At 39.9% G+C, this 18908-nt stretch carries 17 protein-coding genes; 6 read left to right on the top strand and 11 right to left on the bottom strand.

Features of this window, described 5'->3' with window-relative positions; all coding sequences use genetic code 11:
• Window positions 1–161: 161 nt before the first annotated feature.
• Entirely contained in the window at window positions 162–710 is a 549-nt protein-coding gene (locus B879_RS04240) for a hypothetical protein (protein ID WP_009183905.1), read from the top strand.
• 36 nt (window positions 711–746) lie between these two features.
• On the opposite strand, the gene B879_RS04235 is transcribed toward B879_RS04240, so the two are convergent.
• Both B879_RS04235 and B879_RS04230 read right to left on the bottom strand, forming a co-directional pair.
• A complete protein-coding gene (locus B879_RS04235; protein WP_009183904.1) occupies window positions 747–1958 on the bottom strand; it encodes a Gfo/Idh/MocA family protein in 1212 nt (403 codons plus the stop codon).
• A gap of 3 nt (window positions 1959–1961) precedes the next feature.
• The gene (locus B879_RS04230; RefSeq protein WP_009183903.1) at window positions 1962–2771 is read right to left on the bottom strand and encodes a phytanoyl-CoA dioxygenase family protein; all 810 of its coding nucleotides are present in this window, start codon (window positions 2769–2771) and stop codon (window positions 1962–1964) included.
• 384 nt (window positions 2772–3155) lie between these two features.
• Between B879_RS04230 and B879_RS04225 the strand changes: the two genes are divergently transcribed.
• Entirely contained in the window at window positions 3156–3632 is a 477-nt protein-coding gene (locus B879_RS04225) for a class I SAM-dependent methyltransferase (RefSeq protein ID WP_009183902.1), read from the top strand.
• Between the two features lie 44 nt (window positions 3633–3676).
• Here the strand turns inward: B879_RS04225 and B879_RS04220 are convergent, their stop codons facing one another.
• Window positions 3677–4603, bottom strand: a complete 927-nt coding sequence (locus B879_RS04220) for an NAD-dependent epimerase/dehydratase family protein (protein WP_009183901.1) — start codon at window positions 4601–4603, stop codon at window positions 3677–3679.
• 113 nt (window positions 4604–4716) lie between these two features.
• Here B879_RS04220 and B879_RS04215 point away from each other — a divergent pair, with 113 nt between their 5' ends.
• Together B879_RS04215 and B879_RS04210 are read left to right on the top strand one after the other, a co-directional pair.
• The gene (locus B879_RS04215) at window positions 4717–5436 is read left to right on the top strand and encodes a hypothetical protein (protein WP_009183900.1); all 720 of its coding nucleotides are present in this window, start codon (window positions 4717–4719) and stop codon (window positions 5434–5436) included.
• A 335-nt stretch (window positions 5437–5771) separates the two neighbouring features.
• The gene (locus tag B879_RS04210) at window positions 5772–6122 is read left to right on the top strand and encodes a hypothetical protein (protein ID WP_009183899.1); all 351 of its coding nucleotides are present in this window, start codon (window positions 5772–5774) and stop codon (window positions 6120–6122) included.
• A 276-nt stretch (window positions 6123–6398) separates the two neighbouring features.
• On the opposite strand, the gene B879_RS04205 is transcribed toward B879_RS04210, so the two are convergent.
• From B879_RS04205 to B879_RS04185, 4 genes are all read right to left on the bottom strand, one after another.
• Window positions 6399–8099: an amidohydrolase gene (locus B879_RS04205; RefSeq protein WP_009183898.1), complete on the bottom strand. Its 1701-nt coding sequence runs from the start codon at window positions 8097–8099 to the stop codon at window positions 6399–6401.
• 59 nt (window positions 8100–8158) lie between these two features.
• The gene (locus B879_RS04200; RefSeq protein WP_009183897.1) at window positions 8159–9610 is read right to left on the bottom strand and encodes an aldo/keto reductase; all 1452 of its coding nucleotides are present in this window, start codon (window positions 9608–9610) and stop codon (window positions 8159–8161) included.
• A gap of 1 nt (window position 9611) precedes the next feature.
• A complete protein-coding gene (locus tag B879_RS04195) occupies window positions 9612–10172 on the bottom strand; it encodes a hypothetical protein (RefSeq protein WP_009183896.1) in 561 nt (186 codons plus the stop codon).
• 449 nt (window positions 10173–10621) lie between these two features.
• A complete protein-coding gene (locus B879_RS04185) occupies window positions 10622–11494 on the bottom strand; it encodes a TraB/GumN family protein (RefSeq protein ID WP_009183895.1) in 873 nt (290 codons plus the stop codon).
• Window positions 11495–11657: 163 nt separating this feature from the next.
• On the opposite strand from B879_RS04185, the gene B879_RS04180 reads away from it, so the two are divergent.
• Window positions 11658–13442 (top strand): bifunctional metallophosphatase/5'-nucleotidase, encoded by a 1785-nt coding sequence (locus tag B879_RS04180; protein ID WP_009183894.1) that lies wholly within the window; start codon window positions 11658–11660, stop codon window positions 13440–13442.
• 119 nt (window positions 13443–13561) lie between these two features.
• Here the strand turns inward: B879_RS04180 and B879_RS04175 are convergent, their stop codons facing one another.
• Together B879_RS04175 and B879_RS04170 are read right to left on the bottom strand one after the other, a co-directional pair.
• A complete protein-coding gene (locus tag B879_RS04175) occupies window positions 13562–14365 on the bottom strand; it encodes a universal stress protein (protein ID WP_009183893.1) in 804 nt (267 codons plus the stop codon).
• A gap of 80 nt (window positions 14366–14445) precedes the next feature.
• On the bottom strand, window positions 14446–15051 hold the full coding sequence (locus B879_RS04170; RefSeq protein ID WP_009183892.1) for a class I SAM-dependent methyltransferase: 606 nt from the start codon (window positions 15049–15051) through the stop codon (window positions 14446–14448).
• A gap of 107 nt (window positions 15052–15158) precedes the next feature.
• On the opposite strand from B879_RS04170, the gene B879_RS04165 reads away from it, so the two are divergent.
• Window positions 15159–16202: an acyloxyacyl hydrolase gene (locus tag B879_RS04165; RefSeq protein ID WP_009183891.1), complete on the top strand. Its 1044-nt coding sequence runs from the start codon at window positions 15159–15161 to the stop codon at window positions 16200–16202.
• A gap of 1 nt (window position 16203) precedes the next feature.
• Here the strand turns inward: B879_RS04165 and B879_RS04160 are convergent, their stop codons facing one another.
• Complete coding sequence (locus B879_RS04160) at window positions 16204–18498, bottom strand: acyl-CoA dehydrogenase family protein (protein WP_009183890.1); 2295 nt, start codon at window positions 18496–18498, stop codon at window positions 16204–16206.
• A 93-nt stretch (window positions 18499–18591) separates the two neighbouring features.
• Window positions 18592–18903 carry a rhodanese-like domain-containing protein gene (locus B879_RS04155; RefSeq protein WP_009183889.1) on the bottom strand — a complete coding sequence of 104 codons (312 nt, stop codon included), beginning with the start codon at window positions 18901–18903 and terminating at the stop codon, window positions 18592–18594.
• Window positions 18904–18908 lie beyond the last annotated feature (5 nt).

Here is an 18908-nt window from a genome sequence, read left to right as displayed (position 1 = left end):
ATGGTTAACTTCATTTTCCATGGAAAGTTTCAAAAGTTAAGCAATGAATCCTTAACTTATAATAAATTAAGAAGGATTGCTTAAAGAAAACCCTTGCTGACCCAATTTATGGCTTCCAAATTTTCAGAAAATTAAGATTATAAACCGTTCAATTGTGCACTATGAAAAAATTCATCCTTTCAACACTGGCGATTACCGTAATTTTATTTCTTTTCGGAGGATTGGCCCAGATATTTCCTTGGGGAATACCTAGTACCCAAGTGATAACTGCCCAATCAGGTGAGCAAACGGAAGCTTTTCAGGCTCCTCAAGAGATAAAAATGGATCCTGGATCACTTACTACTGAAAAGTTTGATGAGGTCATGGTGGGAAAAATATCGACATTGACCACAGACAAATCCTTTTCATGGATCATCAGTGCACCGATTGCCAGGTATGATGCTGAGACCTATTTCGCGCTTGAGTTATTGACTCAATTTATGGTAGCTGTTTTTTTAACCTTTCTGCTCTTCCTAAGCAGACAAATGCCGCTTTCAAAAAGAGTCTTAATCATGTTAATTGCAGCTATTGCCGTGGTGAGCAGCATAATTGGCCAGCAATTAAATTGGTGGGCTATGCCAGCGATTTATGGGCTTGGTGTTGGATTTAACCTTATCATCAGTTGGACTTTTGCTTATTTTATTTCAGCAAAATGGATCATAAAAAACTGAGCCACGATTAGTTTATAGACAGATATATTTTTCCAACTATCCCGTTGTGTTTTTACCAATTATTCGTTTCTCGATAACCTCTCCTGTAGTTTTATGCTTAATAATGATTTTTTTATCTTTATTAGGAAGAATTTCTTCTTTGATAAACCAGTGGTCTTTGTCATATTCCGTATACACGGAGGGTTTTGTCAAGCCTCTTTTTCCTCTCCAAACCGGCAATTCAACAGGTTCCCATAATTTTGTTTTGGCAGATTTATAAGCCGCATCAATAATGGCATTCACTACATAACCATCATAGAAGGTTTCGCGGGGTTGGGCTCCATTTTCAAAGGCATCAAACATGTCAATGAACATATTGGGATAACCTAGTTCATGGGCCTCATCACCCACAGGAAAGAGCCATCCAGCAGCAGTTTCCGCTTTTTCGGCTACGTAGTCTGTGCCTTCACCACTACTAAACATTTCAAATCCAGTACGCAAGAAAGAATTTATCCAAATCGTACCTTCAGTTCCCATCACCTCATCCCTTAAGTCCATACCGCCTCTGAAGGTCCAAGACACTTCAAATTGTCCAATAGCGCCATTTTCATATTTGACCAGGCCTATGGCATGGTCTTCTGCCTCGATGGGTTTTACTTGGGTATCGGCCCAGCACATTACTTCGACGGGAAGTACATCCTTTCCAATGAAGTTCCTGGCGATTTCAATACAATGGCATCCCAAATCCACAATGGCACCTCCTCCTGCTTTTTCCAAATCCCAGAACCAATCGGAGTGGGGACCAGGATGGGTTTCTCTGGACTTGGCCCATAATACTCTACCAATGGCACCGGATTCCACACTTTTCACAGATTTGAGGAACTTTGGGGTATAACACAAGTCCTCGAGGTAACCTGCAAAAATCCCAGCTTTTTCACATGCCAAGGTCATGCGTAGCGCCTCTTCTGCGTTTCTACCCAATGGTTTGGTGCATAGTACCGGCTTTTTGTGTTTCACACAAAGCATAACCGCTTCTTCATGCACATAATTCGGTAAGGCGATCACCACCATATCTGTCTCGGGATGGGAAATAGCAGCTTCCATATCGGTGGTGTAATGAGCTACTTTGTAATCGGAGGAAAATCTTTTGGCGGTTTCTTCTCTTCGTGCATAGATTACCTTAACGGGATCTTTACCGCGTCTACCAATTAGAGATTCGGCATAAAACCTTCCAATGAAGCCTCCTCCTAGAATACATATTTTGACCATAATTTATTTAACATTCAGGGTGATTTCGGCTTCTTTTTTCAGGAAGTCCGCTTGGCTAACTTCTTTTTTTCCACTTTTCAAAACGGCTTCGTCGGGAACCATCTCCAGAGGAGTGATACAGGATGTATGCTTTTCTCTAAATGGAATATTGTATGACAAATTATAGGCAGAAATCACAGACCACCTGGGGAAGTCTGATAAATTGGCCTCAGATCGGTGCAGTAAGTTGGGATGGAAGAAAAGCACATCTCCAGCTTTTAATTCACAATAAACCAATGCTGAAATCTTTTCAGCTTCTTTAACAAAATCAAGGTCTGCACCTTGCTGTTCTCCAACAAAAGTATGCTCAAAACGCTGCATTTTATGGGTTCCTTTTAAAACCTGCAAACAGCCATTTTCTTTGTTGGCATCAGTTAAGGCCACCATGACCGAAATCATCGCTTCAGGAAATAGGAATCCGTTTTTATACCAGTAGCCATAGTCTTGGTGCCATTCCCAGGCACCACCCACCTTGGGCTGTTTTTGCATGACCTTTGAATGGAAGTGGCACACTTCTCCAGGACCCAACAAATCCTGAACGGACGATACCATCCTTTTACATTTGGACATCAGTCCAAAAGAATCATCCCCCGCAGTAAACCATAAGGTGAGTTTGGTTTTCTTCCCATCTTGGTCATTCAGATCAAATGAATTGCCCGTTACAGAATCATCGGTGGCCACACTGAATAAAAGTGAAATCTCTTCCGGGCTGAACATTTGTCTGACTATTAAATAGCCATCATTTTTATAGGCTTCAATTTGTTCTTTTTTCATAAGGAATGATTTAGGGTTTATTGGGAAAGCAAAAGCCCTACATATGACTTCGGGCAAAAGACTAGTGGTATTGTCCTATAAGTTATTCAATTCAAATGAATTTATAAAGAATTTTACGATGGTTGAGTAGATTTTGTGAAGGTGTTTATTCACAGAAAATTACCTACTTTAGGCCCATCATATCTTACTTCTAGATGCTACAATGAAAGCAGTCGTGCGGTTCCAACTATGTTGCTTCTGGTCAAAAAACAGCAAATGTAGTGTTTGAAATTAGTTAGGATAAATCTATTTAAATAATTGAATTTCAATGGGTAATAAATTGAAAACGGTGTTTTTTTAAGCTTTTTTTCTTGGGTCCTTTCCGATATCAAAGCACAGGATACCTTGGCCACCTTTGCTGATCTGGTTCCATTTGTCACGACGCCATGGGAAGTAATTGAAGAGATGCTGGATATGGCAGAAGTCACCTCAAATGATTACATTATTGATTTGGGCTCAGGTGATGGAAGAATTCCTATTTTGGCAGCAAAAAAATTTGGTACCAAAGGACTGGGTATAGAGATTGATAAGGACTTGATTCAGGAAGCTTTTGATTTGGCGAACAAGGAAGGAGTAGGGCATTTGGTGGACTTTAAGCAAGGGGATTTGTTTGAACTGGATTTCAGTAAAGCCACCGTGCTGACTTTATATCTTTTTCCGGACATTAATTTGAAATTGAGACCGAGAATCTGGGAAATGCCTTCTGGTACAAGGGTGATTTCCCACCGCTTTGACATGGGGGATTGGGAGCCGCATGAGACAAGAACCATTGAATTGGCAGATGGGAAAAAGCATAAGATTTTTTTATGGTTAGTTCCCTGAAAAACAAGGATTTTATACCCCATTGTTTTTCTAATGTAAATGCCTTATAAGCAATTGCTCAGACCTTCCTCAATAGGGGTTGCTTTTAATCCAAACGTTGATTCAATTTTGCTGGAATCAAAGCGATAATCCTGATCCAATTGGTATCTCAATTCTTTTATTTCTTTCAAAATGGGTATGAACAATCCCAAAACAGATACCATAAAACCTGGCAGAACAGCTATTTTATTGCTGCTTTTTAAGTGTTTCGCTAAAATATCCACCACTTCCTGACCACTGGGATAGGCTTTGGAAGTGGGCAGGTGCCAAACTTGGTTCCAAGCCGATTCTTTTTGGGCCAGAAAGGCAGTAGCAAATGCAGCGTCCGGAATGAAAGTAAATGAATGTTTTTTGTCTTTGTTGTAAAGCCACTGTGCTGTTTTACCGGCTTTCATTCGTTTGATAACCGATTCATTTAGAAAACTTTGTCTTGCATTTGGACCATAAAAATCAGCTGCCCTAACGATCATTCCGGTAAGTTGGCCATTATTTATTTCTTCCATCAGCATATGGGCGATTTCTGCCCTGACTTTTCCTTTTCTGCTCTTTGGATTGATATGACTATCTTCTGTTAAGTGCCCCACATGAGTTGGGTCATAGCAATACATATTGTCAAAAAACACCAATTTGGCTTTTTCAGCTTGGCAGGCCCTGATGACATTTTTCATGATAATAGGCCATTGCTCTTCCCAAAGCACTGTTTTATACGTGATCCCCACTACCAAATATACAATTTCCGAACCTTTTACAGCAGCCGCTACCTCTTCTGATTTGAGCAAGTCTGCTTTAAAGAGTTGGTCTGTTGTATTGACTTTTTTTGGGTTTCGGCTTACCAATCTGATATTGGAGGTGTAGGATGTCAATTCTTTGGCAAGTGCAGTTCCAATATTGCCTGTCGAACCAAGAATCGTATGTAGGGAATTGGATGTCATAGGAATTGTCTATTTCCTAAATTTACAAAAAGATCCCAATATTAATGCTTTAATAGATTTGGCCTAATAATTGATTAGTTATTTTTTTAAATTAATGAACGATAAATTATTTTATGGACCACCGATTGTATTTTTATTTTCTTCTCAGCTTGAGCTTTGCAGTATTTTCCTGTCAGGAAAAAGAGAATCCATCAGTATTTAAAGGATTGGATTATTCAGAGACTAATGTTGTAAATGATGAAGAAGGCAACCAATATACTACAGGTTTTGATCAGGTCACTTCCTTAAACCAAGATCCTTTTATTCATAAAAGGGATGCTTCCGGAAACACTGTTTGGCGGTTGCGGTATGAAGAGACGCCCGTGGATGGGAGGGGCCTGTTGTTGGGTTGGTTTGATGGAAGATTGTTTGCTGTTTTTTCTGTAGATGGGGGAAGTACCGCTCAAACCTATATCAATGCCCGTCAGGTGAAGGTAGGGGCATTCAGTAATGTTTTCCAGTCCGGTTATGAAAGGGGAGGAGGGCCCAAAGTCAGTGTGGTTTGTGAAATCGATCCCAACAATGGACAAATTATCAAGGGGACATTTTTAACAGCCCGCTTGAATAATGGAAACACAAATACACTTCAGGTCAGGAAACTCGCCTATAAAAATGGTGTTCTGCACCTTAAAGCCACTTCTGCAGCCTGGCCTCCAGGTGTGGGAACCCGCTATATCAGGATGCCTGATATCGATGACAGTGATCGGATTGACAATGCTTTTTGGCTGTATTATGAACTTAAGGATGATTTTTCAGAAATCGTCAGGGCTGAGTTGTTAAGGGAGAGGTTTTGATTAGTTGAGGTTTTTTGAACCTATAGGGTGTATTATAACATACCTGACATTAAATAGTGGCTGGATGGGAAGTTGATTATTACCTAAAATTGCGACTATTGGAGGAGAGTCGGCTCTGACCTTAAAGCTTTTCACTTGCAGGATCTGCTATTTAACTTTCCATAATCTCGAGGACAGGGAGCATGAACTTCTGATCCACCTTAACCCTGAATGGATTGATAAGGCAAAAAATTGGACGCAAAGGAATAGAAACATACTGGAATACAGAGCCTTTGAATGGCAATATTTCATTAAGAATAATTTATTATTTCACAAAAGTTTAAATCAGTAAAAAGATGAGAAAATTATGGTTTTTAATAACAGCAGTATTCTTGAGTGCTTGTGATAAGCCGCAAACACATTTGACGTCTATTGAAAGTAGTCTTATTGCTTTTTGGGATTTTTCAGAGGAAATAGGAGAGCCCAGAAAGTCAAAGAGTTTTAAGACCGCAAAAAGCTATTCTTTATTGGAGGGAAATGGAGGGATACCCATGGCCAATGAAGGTCCTATCGAAGGAACATCTGCTGTAATTGAAAATGAAAGGTGGTTTTTCATTCCAAGAGACTCCTTGGGAGACCTCAATATTTTTGGGAAAGATTTGGAGTATTTATTTCAAAATGGATTATTTGTTAAAAGCAGTAAATAGTATCCTTCAAATATTTTGAAGAGATAATTTATCAAAAGCAGGAAATGATTGCTTTCATTCACAAACTTGGTAAAAACTGCACCTTTTTCTAATAAGGGGAAATGTAGGTGCTTCCATCAGAACTTCAGTTAATCAATTTACCCATTTAGAACTGGAATCTCTCCCCTCCGGCAGCTGGGGATACCTTTATTTTCCTTTGACCTCAAGGCAGAGGTTAAAAGATAAAAAGAAAAAAGGCCTCATGGTTCATTCTCCCATCAGGCCTTTTACTGTTTTTCAATCGGCTTTATATACGGTTTTTCCTCCAACTACCGTCATGGTTACTTTTGTATTGAGCAATTGATTGTCGGGAACCTGCATGATGTCCTGGTCAAAGACAGTAAAATCAGCAGCTTTTCCCACTTCGATTGAACCTTTGAAATCTTCCTCAAATTCTGCATAGGCGCCATCAAGGGTATAAGACTTGAGTGCTTGTTCCCTCGTCATCTTTTGATCAGGTTCAAAGCCACCTTCAGGCGTCATTTTAAGGGTTTTTCTTGTTACCGAGGCAAAGAAAGAGGGCACAGGATCCAAAGGCTCCACAGGAGCATCGGTACCATTGGAAATGATCGCTCCTGATTGCAGTAATTTTTGCCATACATAGGCACCATCTTTGATCCTTTTGGCACCTAATCTACCAATGGCCCAAGGTCTGTCCGAACTCAGGTGTATGGCCTGAATGGCTGCGATGACGCCCAATTCACCAAACCTGCTGATGTCATCAGGATGTAGGTGTTGGGCATGTTCTACCCTGAAACGGTGATCGGTGACGGCTGGGAATTTGGCAAATGCGGCCTCATACCTGTCCAAAACCTCCCTGTTGGTTCGGTCTCCAATAGCATGGGAACATACCTGAAAACCCAACTCCAATCCTTTTTCAGAAACTTCTGTTACCAAAGCTATGGGCATCGTCTCATGACCTCTATGGCCTGGCTTATCTTCGTAATCTTCCAACAACCAAGCACCCCATGGCCCCAATGCACCATCCATGTTGAGTTTGATGGATCTGACGGTTACCATATGGTCAGGATCTATATGAGGGCCTTTTTTGTACCAGTCTTGCAATAGATTTGGCTGCCTGCTGCTGAGCATGACGTACATGCGGGAAGTGAGGCGCCCTTCTGCTTTAAATTGTTCTAAAAGATCAATGAAATCCTGACCGCTTCCGGCATCATGAAAGGAGGTGATACCTTTTTCTGCAAGTTCCTGTAATGCCAATTCAAGTGCTTTCTCTCTTCTTTCCGGAGTATCTTCCGGTACAAGTTTCCTCACCAGTCCTGATGCTGTTTCTACCAAGACACCGGTTGGGTTGCCCAGTTCATCTCTTAAAACTTCTCCACCTTCGACTTCTTGAATGGGGTTTTCACTTCCCAATGGGGTGATACCTGCCAATTCCAAGGCTTTTTGATTGACAAATGACGCATGACCTGAAGCATGAGCCAAAAAAACCGGGTTATCAGGTGTGACTGCACTCAGTTGCTCATGCGTCTGGAAACCTTTCACCGTATTTTCAGGCATTTTAATCCATTTATCCTGATGCCAACCTCTTCCCGTAATCCATTCTCCCGGTTCGGCATTTGCTGCTGCTTCGGCAACTTTTTCTACGAGTTCATCATAGGTTTGGACATACATAAGGTCTATGTCCAGTTTATTATAGCCTATTCCCATTAAGTGCGCGTGGGATTCTATAAAACCGGGAGTCATTGTTTTTCCTGCCAAGTCAATGACTTCAGTTTTATTACCAATTAATTTTTGAATTTCTTCTTTGCTGCCCACAGCAAGGATAAGCCCCTCTTTTACGGCTATGGCTTCTACTTGGGGTCTAGATGCATCTACGGTGTATATAGTGCCATTCAAATAAACCTGATCGGCAAATTTATCCGCTCCACATGCAAATAGGAGCATGGCAATCAGGCCGACTAAGAAAGTGTATTTCATGAATTTTTAATTTTTCTAAAATTAGGATTTTGTAAGGCAAAAGAACAAATATTCTTACATCAAACCTTATAATATTCCACGAACTGTCCATCAAAGTCCGCCACCTTTTCTACCAATTCCAACCTTTTATCCTCATGAAAGGCTTTGAATTTTTTGGCCAGGTCAATTTTTTCCTTGAGCATTTGTGCATCATCAGCACCGGTTACCAAAACCGAAACGGGAAGTGACCAAGAAAAATAGAGCGCTTCTTCTACAGTCAGTACATTGGGGACAATCTTAGGTTTGTTGCCATGCATAAAATGGGAAGTGCCCCCAAAGAAGCCTCCATTGGCCAAAGTTTTCATAGCAATTGGAGCTATATTCTTTTCGATCAGTTGGGGCATTACATTATTGATGAAACTTTTGTAGTTAGGATCAAAGGCATTTACAGGCATTTGACAAGCCTGCATGGTATCACTCTTTTCCAACATCCGGAGATGTGCTTTATAATCGGAATGTCCTGAAAAGCCTATGTATTTAACTTTTCCACTTTGCTGGGCTTCCAAAAAAACATCCAAAACCCCATTATTTATTCTATGATCTACATCTCCCGGGCTGCTAACTGCATGGATAAACCATAAGTCCAAAAAGTCTGTATTCATGCGTTTTAAGCTTCCTTCCAAGTGGGCTTTGGCAGTTTTGGCATCCCTTGCAGTGGTTTTACTTTGTATAAAGGCTACATCTCGGTATTTGGGCGTCAGGAACATGCCATACCGTTTTTCTGCCAGTCCATTGCCATAGGATTCTGCATTATCAAAAAAACGGATTCCGCCCTCCAAAGCAGTTTCTATGGTTCTTTCTGCTTCTTTTTCACTCATTCTGGCTATATGGGCACCACCAAGTCCAAGCATGGTCATTTCAATGCCTGTATTACCGAATTTTCTCTTGGGCAATAAATCCCCGAACCTGTCCCTGTTTGGATCTTTTGAAAACCTATTTTGTTGGTCCATATCAGCCACTGCTTTACCTCCGAAAGGAAGCATCATGCCTGCTGTAATTCCTGCCAGGGATTTCAAAAATTTTCTTCTTTCACTGTTTTGATGTAATTCATCTTCCTTAACAGCTTTCCAAGGCCATGTCACACAGGTTTTGATTTCAGGGAAAAGCACATGGTCTGCTTTACCTTTGAATACAAATGTCAGTACCTGATAATCATTTAGCTTTTCCTTCACCACTTCCAAAGTTTTACCTGTTACAGCGACATCGTCTACCAATAAAATTGAAGCCCCTTTTTGGAAGTTTAAAGAGAAGGGTTCAAGAAACTCAGGGCTTGTTCTATGAGGCTGATTGTCCTTGTCCCGAAAATTCACCTTTACAGTGATCAAGGGCTTACCCAAAAATCCGGCAACCATTTGAGCAGGAATCCTACCGCCTTCCGCTATGCCTACCACCAAATCCACTTTGGGTAAGGGATATGCCTGCAACCTTTGCTTGATTTGGTCCAGAGATAGGGGAGTTTTACTTTCGCTCATGTTATTGCTGATGGCCTATATTGAAATTCTTTTTATGCACGGAATTGTTAGGATTAAAATACTTAAGCATCAAATAATTGATCAAAAGAAGTAACCCGATTCCTGGAATAGCCCTAAGCGTGGAAGAAATTAAGAAATCAAAAGGAACTGCTTTTACCAAAGGAATAAACAAAAGAAGTATCGATGAACTGATTTTAGCTCCAATATATGACAATGGTGCAGCAAATAATTTGACTTTATCACTTTGTAGCAAGAGATAGGCAATACAAGAAAAAATAGTCAATTCTAAGGTTAGTACCACCAAAAATTCCCAGTTTGGGTTTCCAGTAATCATGGTGTTTAAAAATGGGGCTAATAATGCAATGGGTAAAGCTAATCTCCATCCATAAGCAAACAAAGCTATGAATGGAATATAAAACATAGGTAGCAAATAGGCGCCCACGGGAAATCCATTATAGGGAGGAAGTAAGTGAATGAAAAAAGGAAAGATGATTGCAGCAACAAGTACTAAAGTCAATTGCTTTACATATCCATAACTCAATGTTTTGCTTGCGTTTTTCATGATGTAGGAGGTGATAAGTAGCACCCGAATTTAATAAAATCCTATTAAAAGTCATGAAAATCAGGAAAATACCTCTAGATTTTTATAATTAGGGCTTGCTGAAAAAGTCTCAGGTATGCCAGCCCTCCCTATCGGTAGGCAAGTTCAAAGCGGGCGAATGAAGATGTATGCTTATTCTTCGAATGAGCCCTATTTGAACCTGTCAAGTCGACAGGCAGGGATGGTATGCCTGGCTAGCCTGATAATTTCAAATTTTGAAATTTTCAAGTGCACGCAAATCAAACCAGAGCATTTAATAAGTTTGCACCTGCTTAAAAAGACAGTGCTTAATAAATGGGGTATTCATCAAAATTTAAAGAAATTATTCTCCAATTGGCGTTTTTCAGCATGCCCTAATTATATCAGTTTGTAATTAATAAAAGTTAATAATGTGTCTTTGGAGATAAAAATTATTTGATAGGCTCTACCGAATAACCTGCATTCCGAAGCAATTGTATGATTCCCACTTCTGAGGCCAAATGGCCCGAACCCACTGCGATAAAGGTGGACTGCTCCATGATCAATGATTCGATGATAGGAATCCAGTTTTTGTTTCTTTCTACTAAAAGAAGGTCTCCATACTCCACAAATAAATCTGCTTCCGTAATCAGGGCATAGAGCCGGTCAATATCTTCGTCCAGATAGGCTTTTACCAATTCTTCGAATTCTTTTAAACTTTCTGGATCAGTGACCATTCTCCCCAAATCAACCAGCTGTTGTTGAAGGGGTATTTGATCAAAAAGTCCAGCTTGAAAGTCTCCACTTTCCAAGCCCATCATGGGTATGGATTTTTCTTTTGCTTTTTCGACAAAAAACAACTCATAGCTACCAACTTCTTCACAGGGTAATAATTTAACCAAAATCAAACTGGAAAGTGCGAATGGTTTGAATATGCCAAACTGCTGAAGTCCTATCCCATAATGTTCTGTTAAAAATGCATCAATTGCCTCCCGGTCCTCTTCTTCGAATTCATCCTGAATATTTGAAAAGTTTTCGTTCATTGAAAGCTTTTGCATGGCCATCAGTTCATTTTGATCTGAAAGGTTAAGTTCCAATGCTATTTTCTCTGAAGATTCAAAAGCTTTCAAAATCCGCTCATCCATCTTAAACTGATCTTGACAGATGATGTGAATGGTCCCAAATAGATAGGAATCAGCTGGAAGTTTATCTCCTGATATTTTCCAAAGCAAAGAACGGCCATCTGAAATCTGCCCCCAACAGCCAATGCTGAAAGAAAGGTTAAAGAGCAATAGCATAGCAAACAGCAGATGGTTCTTCTTCATGTCGGTTTTTTGATTTTATATGAAATTACAAAAAAATATCATTTTCAGCCATTAACAGCTGTGTTGAATAATTTCCTGTAATAAAAGTCACAAAGTTTCCTTTTCAATTATTTGATATTTGGATTCAAGTATATTTTGCCAAAATATATGCTATTCAAAAATCATGCTACCATTGGTTTATTCAAGAACCTTAGGTAATTATCAAACCAAAAAATCTTCTCAAGGAATGCATAACCCAAAGGAAACCAAAACCAAGATGAATACATCAAAAAGAGAATTTCTTAAAAAATTAGGAGCCTTAGGAGCGGGTACAGGTTTATTTGCCGCCAGTCCACTGACTTCTTGTAGCAGCCCTAAACCTGAATCATCCATCGGAAACGGTGAGCCTAAGGATAAGTTCAAAGTCACTTTTCTTCAAACTACCGATGTACATTGTCAAATCCATCCCCATGATGAATTGTATTGGGAAGATGGTCAGGCAGTATTCAGAAAGGCTGGAGGTTATGCCAATCTACATACGTTTATTCAGGAAGAAAGGGCTAAAGCGGAATATTCATTGTTGATGGATACAGGGGATATGTTTCAGGGTTCCATGCTTTCTGTGAAAACGGAAGGTAAAGCCATTGTCCCCATTTTAAATGCCATGTCATACGATCTATACCTCCCTGGTAATTGGGAAGTGGTATATAATAAAGGACCTATGCAGCAACTCATGGGTGCTTTGCATGGCAATAAGGTTTGTGCCAATATGTATCATGATTTAGGGGATGGTAAGCGGGGAGAGCTGATTTTTCCACCTTATTATATTTGGCAAGTAAACGGGGTGAAATTTGGATTTGTTGGATACAATGACCATTTGGTCCCCAAAAGACAATCGCCAGGTTACAGTGAAGGTATCATCTTCACCAAACCTGAAGAAAATCTGGCGCATTATGTAGATGTACTTAGGAATCAGGAACAGTGTGCTTTTGTAGGAATTCTTTCCCATACTGGCTTATCACAGGAAATAGCACTTTCCAACCACCCTGCTTGTGAGGGAGTAGATTACATTTTTGGGGCAGATACCCATGAAAGAGTAAGGAGACCTATCCAGGGAAAATATGCTAAGGTAGTACAGCCAGGTGCTTTTGGCTCATTCTTGGGTAAATTGGTTCTTGAGGTAGACAAAGGAAAAGTAGTCAGTGATGAATATGCCTTATTGGATGTTCCTGCGGATGATATCAAGGGTTCTCCAAGAATAGCAAAAATTATTGAAGAGGTAGAAGCGCCTTTCAAGGAAGATATCAATACAGTGGTGGGCTACAGTACCGTACCATTATACAGGTATTTTGTAATCGAAAACCCTATCGATACCATGGTGACAGATGCACTGAGGTATAACATGCCAGATATAGATATTGTATTATCCAATGGATTCCGTTTTTGTCCTCCTTTGGTTACACCGGATGAAACCGGAAACATCCCCATCACCAGGGGGTTTATTTATGACATGTTACCTGTAGATAGCATCGTCAGAAAAGGTGAGGTTACGGGTCAGCAGTTATGGAACTGGATGGAAAATGAGCTGAATAATGTGTTTGCTGAAGATGCCTCCAAAAGGTTTGGTGGCTGGGTGATCAAATTTAATGGGATGGAAGTTAGATTTCACGCATTTGGAGACGAAGGTAAGCGTGTCGATTCCATGACAATCAAGGGGCAACCTTTGGACATGAATAAGATATACAGCATATCTGCATGCGAACGTGAGGGAGATCCTGAAGATGTGGTCTGTAGGATGAATAATGTAAAAAATGTGCAAAATCTGGATTTAACATTGCATGATGTCATGCTGAACTATCTCAGGGAAAACTCACCTGTTAACCCAACCCCAAGAGGAGCAGCAGTGGCTTTGGATGCACCAGCTACCTTATTGACACAAGTGTCAGGTGTAGATTATGAGTTCAGGTAATCGTGTCATGAAGCATTGACCGGGATTATGAATTCATAATTTGGATTTGCTTATAATAATAGAAACAAAGGGGCTGGCTAAAATATTAAAGTCAGTCCCATTTATTTTTTAAAGAAAAATTATTTGATAATCAGAAGCGGCACATGGGTATGATAAGCCATTTTTAGGCTTTCACTTTTGTTAAACAAGTATTCGAAGAAAGATTTTCCCTTATAAAACATCACCAGAAAGCTATCTTTATTTGTATTAAGATAATCCTTGAGGCCTTTTTCTGTATCCTTATGGTTATAAATTTTAAAATCAAGACTAAGCCCTGGGTATTTTTCTTTGAGATGTGCTTCAAGTCCCTTAAACTCTATCTCTTTTTCGAAATTCCCCTCTTTTTGGATGTGGAAAAATTCATAGGGCAGCCCAAGGTCCACGGTGAGCTTAAATAAACTATTGAAAAACTTCTCCTCTTCTTTCTCAAGTTCGAGACCCACTGAAATTTTTGTTACCAATTCCAATTTTGCTTTTTCAGGCACTGCTATTACGCTGGTTTTGCTTTCCTTGATTACATGTCCTGTGTTGGACCCAATCAATGCTTTCTTAATACCGCTTGCACCTTGGGTACCCATCACCACCAGGTCATAATCTTCCCTGTATGCAAAAGAAGTTACAGCTGAAGCAACCGTTCCCTGTACGATTTTATAGTTAAACTCCAGGCCTTCTGCCTTTCCTTCTTCCACTGCTTTCTTTAGTGCTGTTTTGGCATCCTGTTCGATTTGACCAAGTATTTCTGTGGCTTGGGCAGCAAAATCATAAACTGCATAAAAGGCATAAAATAATGTGATAGAAGCATTCTCCTTGTGGGCAATTTTTTTTGCAAATTCCAAAGCATTAGCTGCATTGTCTGAAAAGTCTGTAGGGACAAGTATTTTCATGGCCGTTTGGTTATTGTTTTGATTCTTGTTTTGCCTTCAATATATGTCAGAAATTATAAAAAAATACTGACTTTAATCAGTTAGGACCCTAATTTTTTACCGATTAGCCTTACCACATGTGCATCCCCCTTATGTCCAATACCTTCATTGAGTTGTATTATACCGTCAAATTCTGACTCCCAGGTCATTCCGGGAAAACTATTTTTGAGCTCATCCAAATCATAAAGCATTTCCAGAGACTTAGGTCCTCCGGAATTAAATTGGAGCTGTGGTTTGCCAAAACCTTCTATGATCAACGTACCGGTATCTTTAAGGGCCTTTATAAATTTTTGGTGTACTTTATCACGAATCATCAAGGGCAGGTGAAAATAAATCAGGGCAATAACGTCAAATTCATTGGGCGCCGAGATAAAGTTTACTACATCACAGACCTGATAATCAATGGTAAGCCCCAAATCTTTTGCTTTTTCCAGGGTGTGCTTTTGTGCAATCTTGCTTTGGTCCAAAGCTGTGACCTCCCAGCCCAATGAAGCTGCATAAAGGGCATTTCTACCTTCTCCTTCACCAGGAAACAGAATTTTACCTTTTGGGTGTTTCGCTAATTGCTGCCTGACAAAGTCATTGGGTGATTCTCCGTATAGGCCTGGGGCTTGGCCAAATTTTTCATCCCAAAAATTTGCGTTCATCGTTATTTATGGTTTTAATGTTAATGATTGTTGTTTTAATCTTACCTGTAAAATTGCAACAATCCTTTCTATAATGAGTAGAACTATTGTCACTTAAGACCTAGATCATGCGCTTTTATTTGATTATATTTTTACTACTTTTCAGTCATTTGACCCATGCCCAATTCAATTCCCGCTTGAATTTAGAATCTTCTTATGGTTTCATTATTCCACATTCACCAGAGTTAAGACCTTTTGCTCAAAATAACCCCTATGGCTTCAACTTAAATTTTCAAATGATGGGTTTGTCTGAAAAAAAATGGTCTGCCTGCAATTGCTTTCATTATTTGGGGCTCCAGCTCAGTCATTATAATTTTTCAAACAGGGAAATTTTGGGTACGGCAAGTAGTCTTTCAGGGACTTTTGAACCTTCGATCTGGCGGCACCCTAAATGGACTTTCAGTGTGCTCACTGGAATGGGGGTCACTTATTTAGACAGGGTATTTAATGAAAAAAATAATCCAGATAATGTTTTTTTCAGTTCAAATTTGAGTTTTCTGCTTTTTCTTACACCCAGATTGGCATATACCTTAAATGAGCAAATAGAGGCCAGTATCTCACTGTCTTACAACCATATCTCCAATGGAGGTCAAAGACAACCTAACAAGGGTATTAATTTCCCCATGCTGGGATTCGGTATATCCTATTACCTGAAAAAGGATAGGCTTCCGCAATATTTCCGTCTTGATTTAGACAAGGAACTTTCTTTTTTCTTGGAAGGTGGATTGACAACACGAAGATCTGTGGAACAGGAGGCTAGAAGGCCTACTTTTTCCTTGGTCTTGGGTGCCGTAAAACCTTTATCTGCCATCAATGGGATTGGTGGGGGCATTGAACTGAATAAAGATTATTCCCTGTCTGTGAACAATAGCCGCTTGGAGGCCCTTATGCCTTCCCCATATATTGCCCATCATTTTCTTTTTGGGAGATTTGATTTTAGCCAAAGAATAGGAGTCTACACCCAAAAACCCATTGGTTATGTGGATAATTTATTTTATCAGCGGTACATTCTGAAATATCGCTATTTCAAAAATTTATCTTTAGGGATCTCATTGAAAGCCCATGGACATGTGGCTGAAAATATAGATTTGAGATTAGGTTGGGCGTTTTAGGTTACTGATTTCTCTGTGCAATGGGTGCTTTAATACAAGATTCCGGAATATCGAAAGCATCTGTGAGGGCAAGGGCGTCTTTTCGGACGTCCCAACACAATTGGTTAACCATTTTTCTGATGGCTTTGGTTTTCACCCCCTCCATATAACCTTGTTCCAGGTACCAGCCCCTGTTGTTTTCAAGCGTGTAGAGTGCAAACAATTGACATAGCTGGGAAAGGACAGCTTTACATCCTGCATTACTTATTTTCTGTATCCCTTCCTGAAAGCTTTCCAGGATGACCCTTTCGATGTAAGCCTGACCTACATTGACCAAATGATGTTGGACCACATTGAAGGCATCAAAGGAATCCATTCCATCATCAATATGTCTTTTGATTCTTCTTGCGGCACTGCTCAATATGGCTCTTTCCCGATATCTGAAAGCACTGAGGTGAAAATTGAAATCCAAAAGATGTGATTCATCTGTACTGCGGGTAATGATCGGATTCTTTTCAGTTATGCTGACTTTAGCCTGATTGGCCAGGTAATTGGCTACAGTAAACATATTCATGTCACTGAATTCTTGTCTGAATTCCGTTAGTCTGTTTTTTGCTACCAATTGCATCAAAACCACATTGTCTCCCTCAAAAGTGGTATAGACATCTGTGTCGTTTTTCAAATCATCGATTCTATTCTCAGAAAGATAACCTTTTCCCCCACAGGCTTCCCTGCAGATTTGGAGTGTTTTTGTAGTAAACCAAGTGGTATAAGCTTTAAGCCCTGCTGCTAATGCTTCTATTTCCTGGGCATCCTTTTCAGAATGATTGAGATATCGAACTGTAAGGTACTGTAGTGCAAAATGCAAAGCGTAAGTACTGGCCAAAGGGGGGATGAGTCTTCTTTGGTGCATGCGGTAATTGAGAACGGGAACTTCGTCTCCTCCCGGAGGGCCAAACTGTTTCCTTTTGTCTCCATAACGTATGGCTATGGTCAAGCCTGTCTTGCTTGCGGATAAAGCAGACCTTGGAATACCGATCCTTCCGCCTACCAAGGTGCCTAACATGGTAAAAAACCTTTTATTATCTGAACTTATGGGGCTTTCAAATTCACCATTTTCGTTTACTGAAGAGAACCTGTCCAACATGTTGTCCTTGGGAATGACCAATTGATCAAAGTAAATTACGCCATTATCCACGCCATTGAGTCCCATTTTTCTACCGCAATCCTCAATCTTAACGCCATCAATAAGTGACCCGTTCTTATTTCTTATAGGTACGACAAATGCATTGACCCCATAATCTTCCCCTTCAATGATCAACTTGGCGAAAACAGTGGCCATTTCACCATGTAGGGCTGCATTGCCTATATACTCTTTTCTTGCGGCTGGATGAGGGGTGTGGATGGTAAAAGTTTTGTTTTCCTGATTGTAAGTTGCTGTGGTTTCCAGCCCCCTGACATTGGATCCATGTCCTGTTTCTGTCATGGCAAAACAACCGGGCAATTGCAAGCTACCGATATCCTTCAGGTATTTTTGGTGGTGTTTTTCTGTGCCGAGAAAGTAGATACTCATACCCCAGAGCCCAAACTGTACGCCAAATTTGATCACCATACTAAGATCATGGTATGAGAGGGTTTCCATAATGGTGAAATATCCCGCCATGTCATTTTTACCACCGGCAAATTCAGGATAGGCCCAAGACCCAAAGCCTTGTCTAGCCAATTCTTTACACCAGCTTAAGACCTGTTCCCTTTGTTCGGCTAAGCTTTCATATTCCCTCAATGAAAAAGTCGGGTCAGATATAATTGTTTTCACCTTCCTTATCAATTCGGACTGTTCTCCATTGAGAAACTCAGTCATAATATGGATATCAAAATTACTTTCTGCCTGGTGTTTGGCTGTCTGCGTTTTGTGTCCTTCTCTAAAAATATAACGGGCTTCTCTACCAACGATGCCCAGCGCATTTTCTGCAGAACGAAAAGATTGTATGGAACTATCGGAAAAGCTGAATTCTGGTGTATTTTTGTTGGCAAGGGTAAGCGCTATATCCGTCAAAGACTCTTTTGAATCCAGATCTAGCCCTTCTACTGATTTTTTCCATTGCTTTAGCGTTTTTGGAGAAGGAGCTTTTTCAGGATTCAGGTTTTCAATCAGTAATTCACGGTCGGTATTACTTAACCAATCAAGTTCAAAAATCAGGCTTTGCATTACCTGAAACTCTGTTGGTGTGAGTACCATATCGGCCCACAAAGTGTAATAAAAAGGTAAAAAAACATTTAGTTTTGACTGTCTTGGAAATAGATCAATTGGTGACATAGGGAAAATTTTTCTGAAAAAATATAGTGAAAAAATAAGGCAATAGCAAAGAAAAATGATTTGTGTCAAATTCCGGGTATAAATTCCCTGAATTTAATTTTCTTCCTCTTCCATTTCCCTATATGCCAAAATACCACCCAGGAGGTTTCTCACTTTGGTAAAGCCTCTTGTTTCCATGAATTTTTTGGCATTTCCACTTCTTGCACCCGAACGGCACTGAAGTACAATTTCCTTGTCTTTATATTGTTCAAGTTGGTCCAATTCATAAGGCAATTGGCCTAAAGGTATATTGTCAGCTCCTAGATTATCTTCTTCGTATTCCCATTCTTCCCTCACATCTATGAATACAAAATCTTCTTTATTCTGTAATTTTTCTCTCAATTCTGATACGGTAATGTCTTCCATGTTTT

This window comes from Cecembia lonarensis LW9 (assembly GCF_000298295.1).
GTDB classification, from domain to species: Bacteria; Bacteroidota; Bacteroidia; order Cytophagales; family Cyclobacteriaceae; genus Cecembia; species Cecembia lonarensis.
The sequence above is the reverse complement of the archived record's forward strand: the minus strand, read 5'-3'. Positions and strand labels throughout refer to the sequence as shown.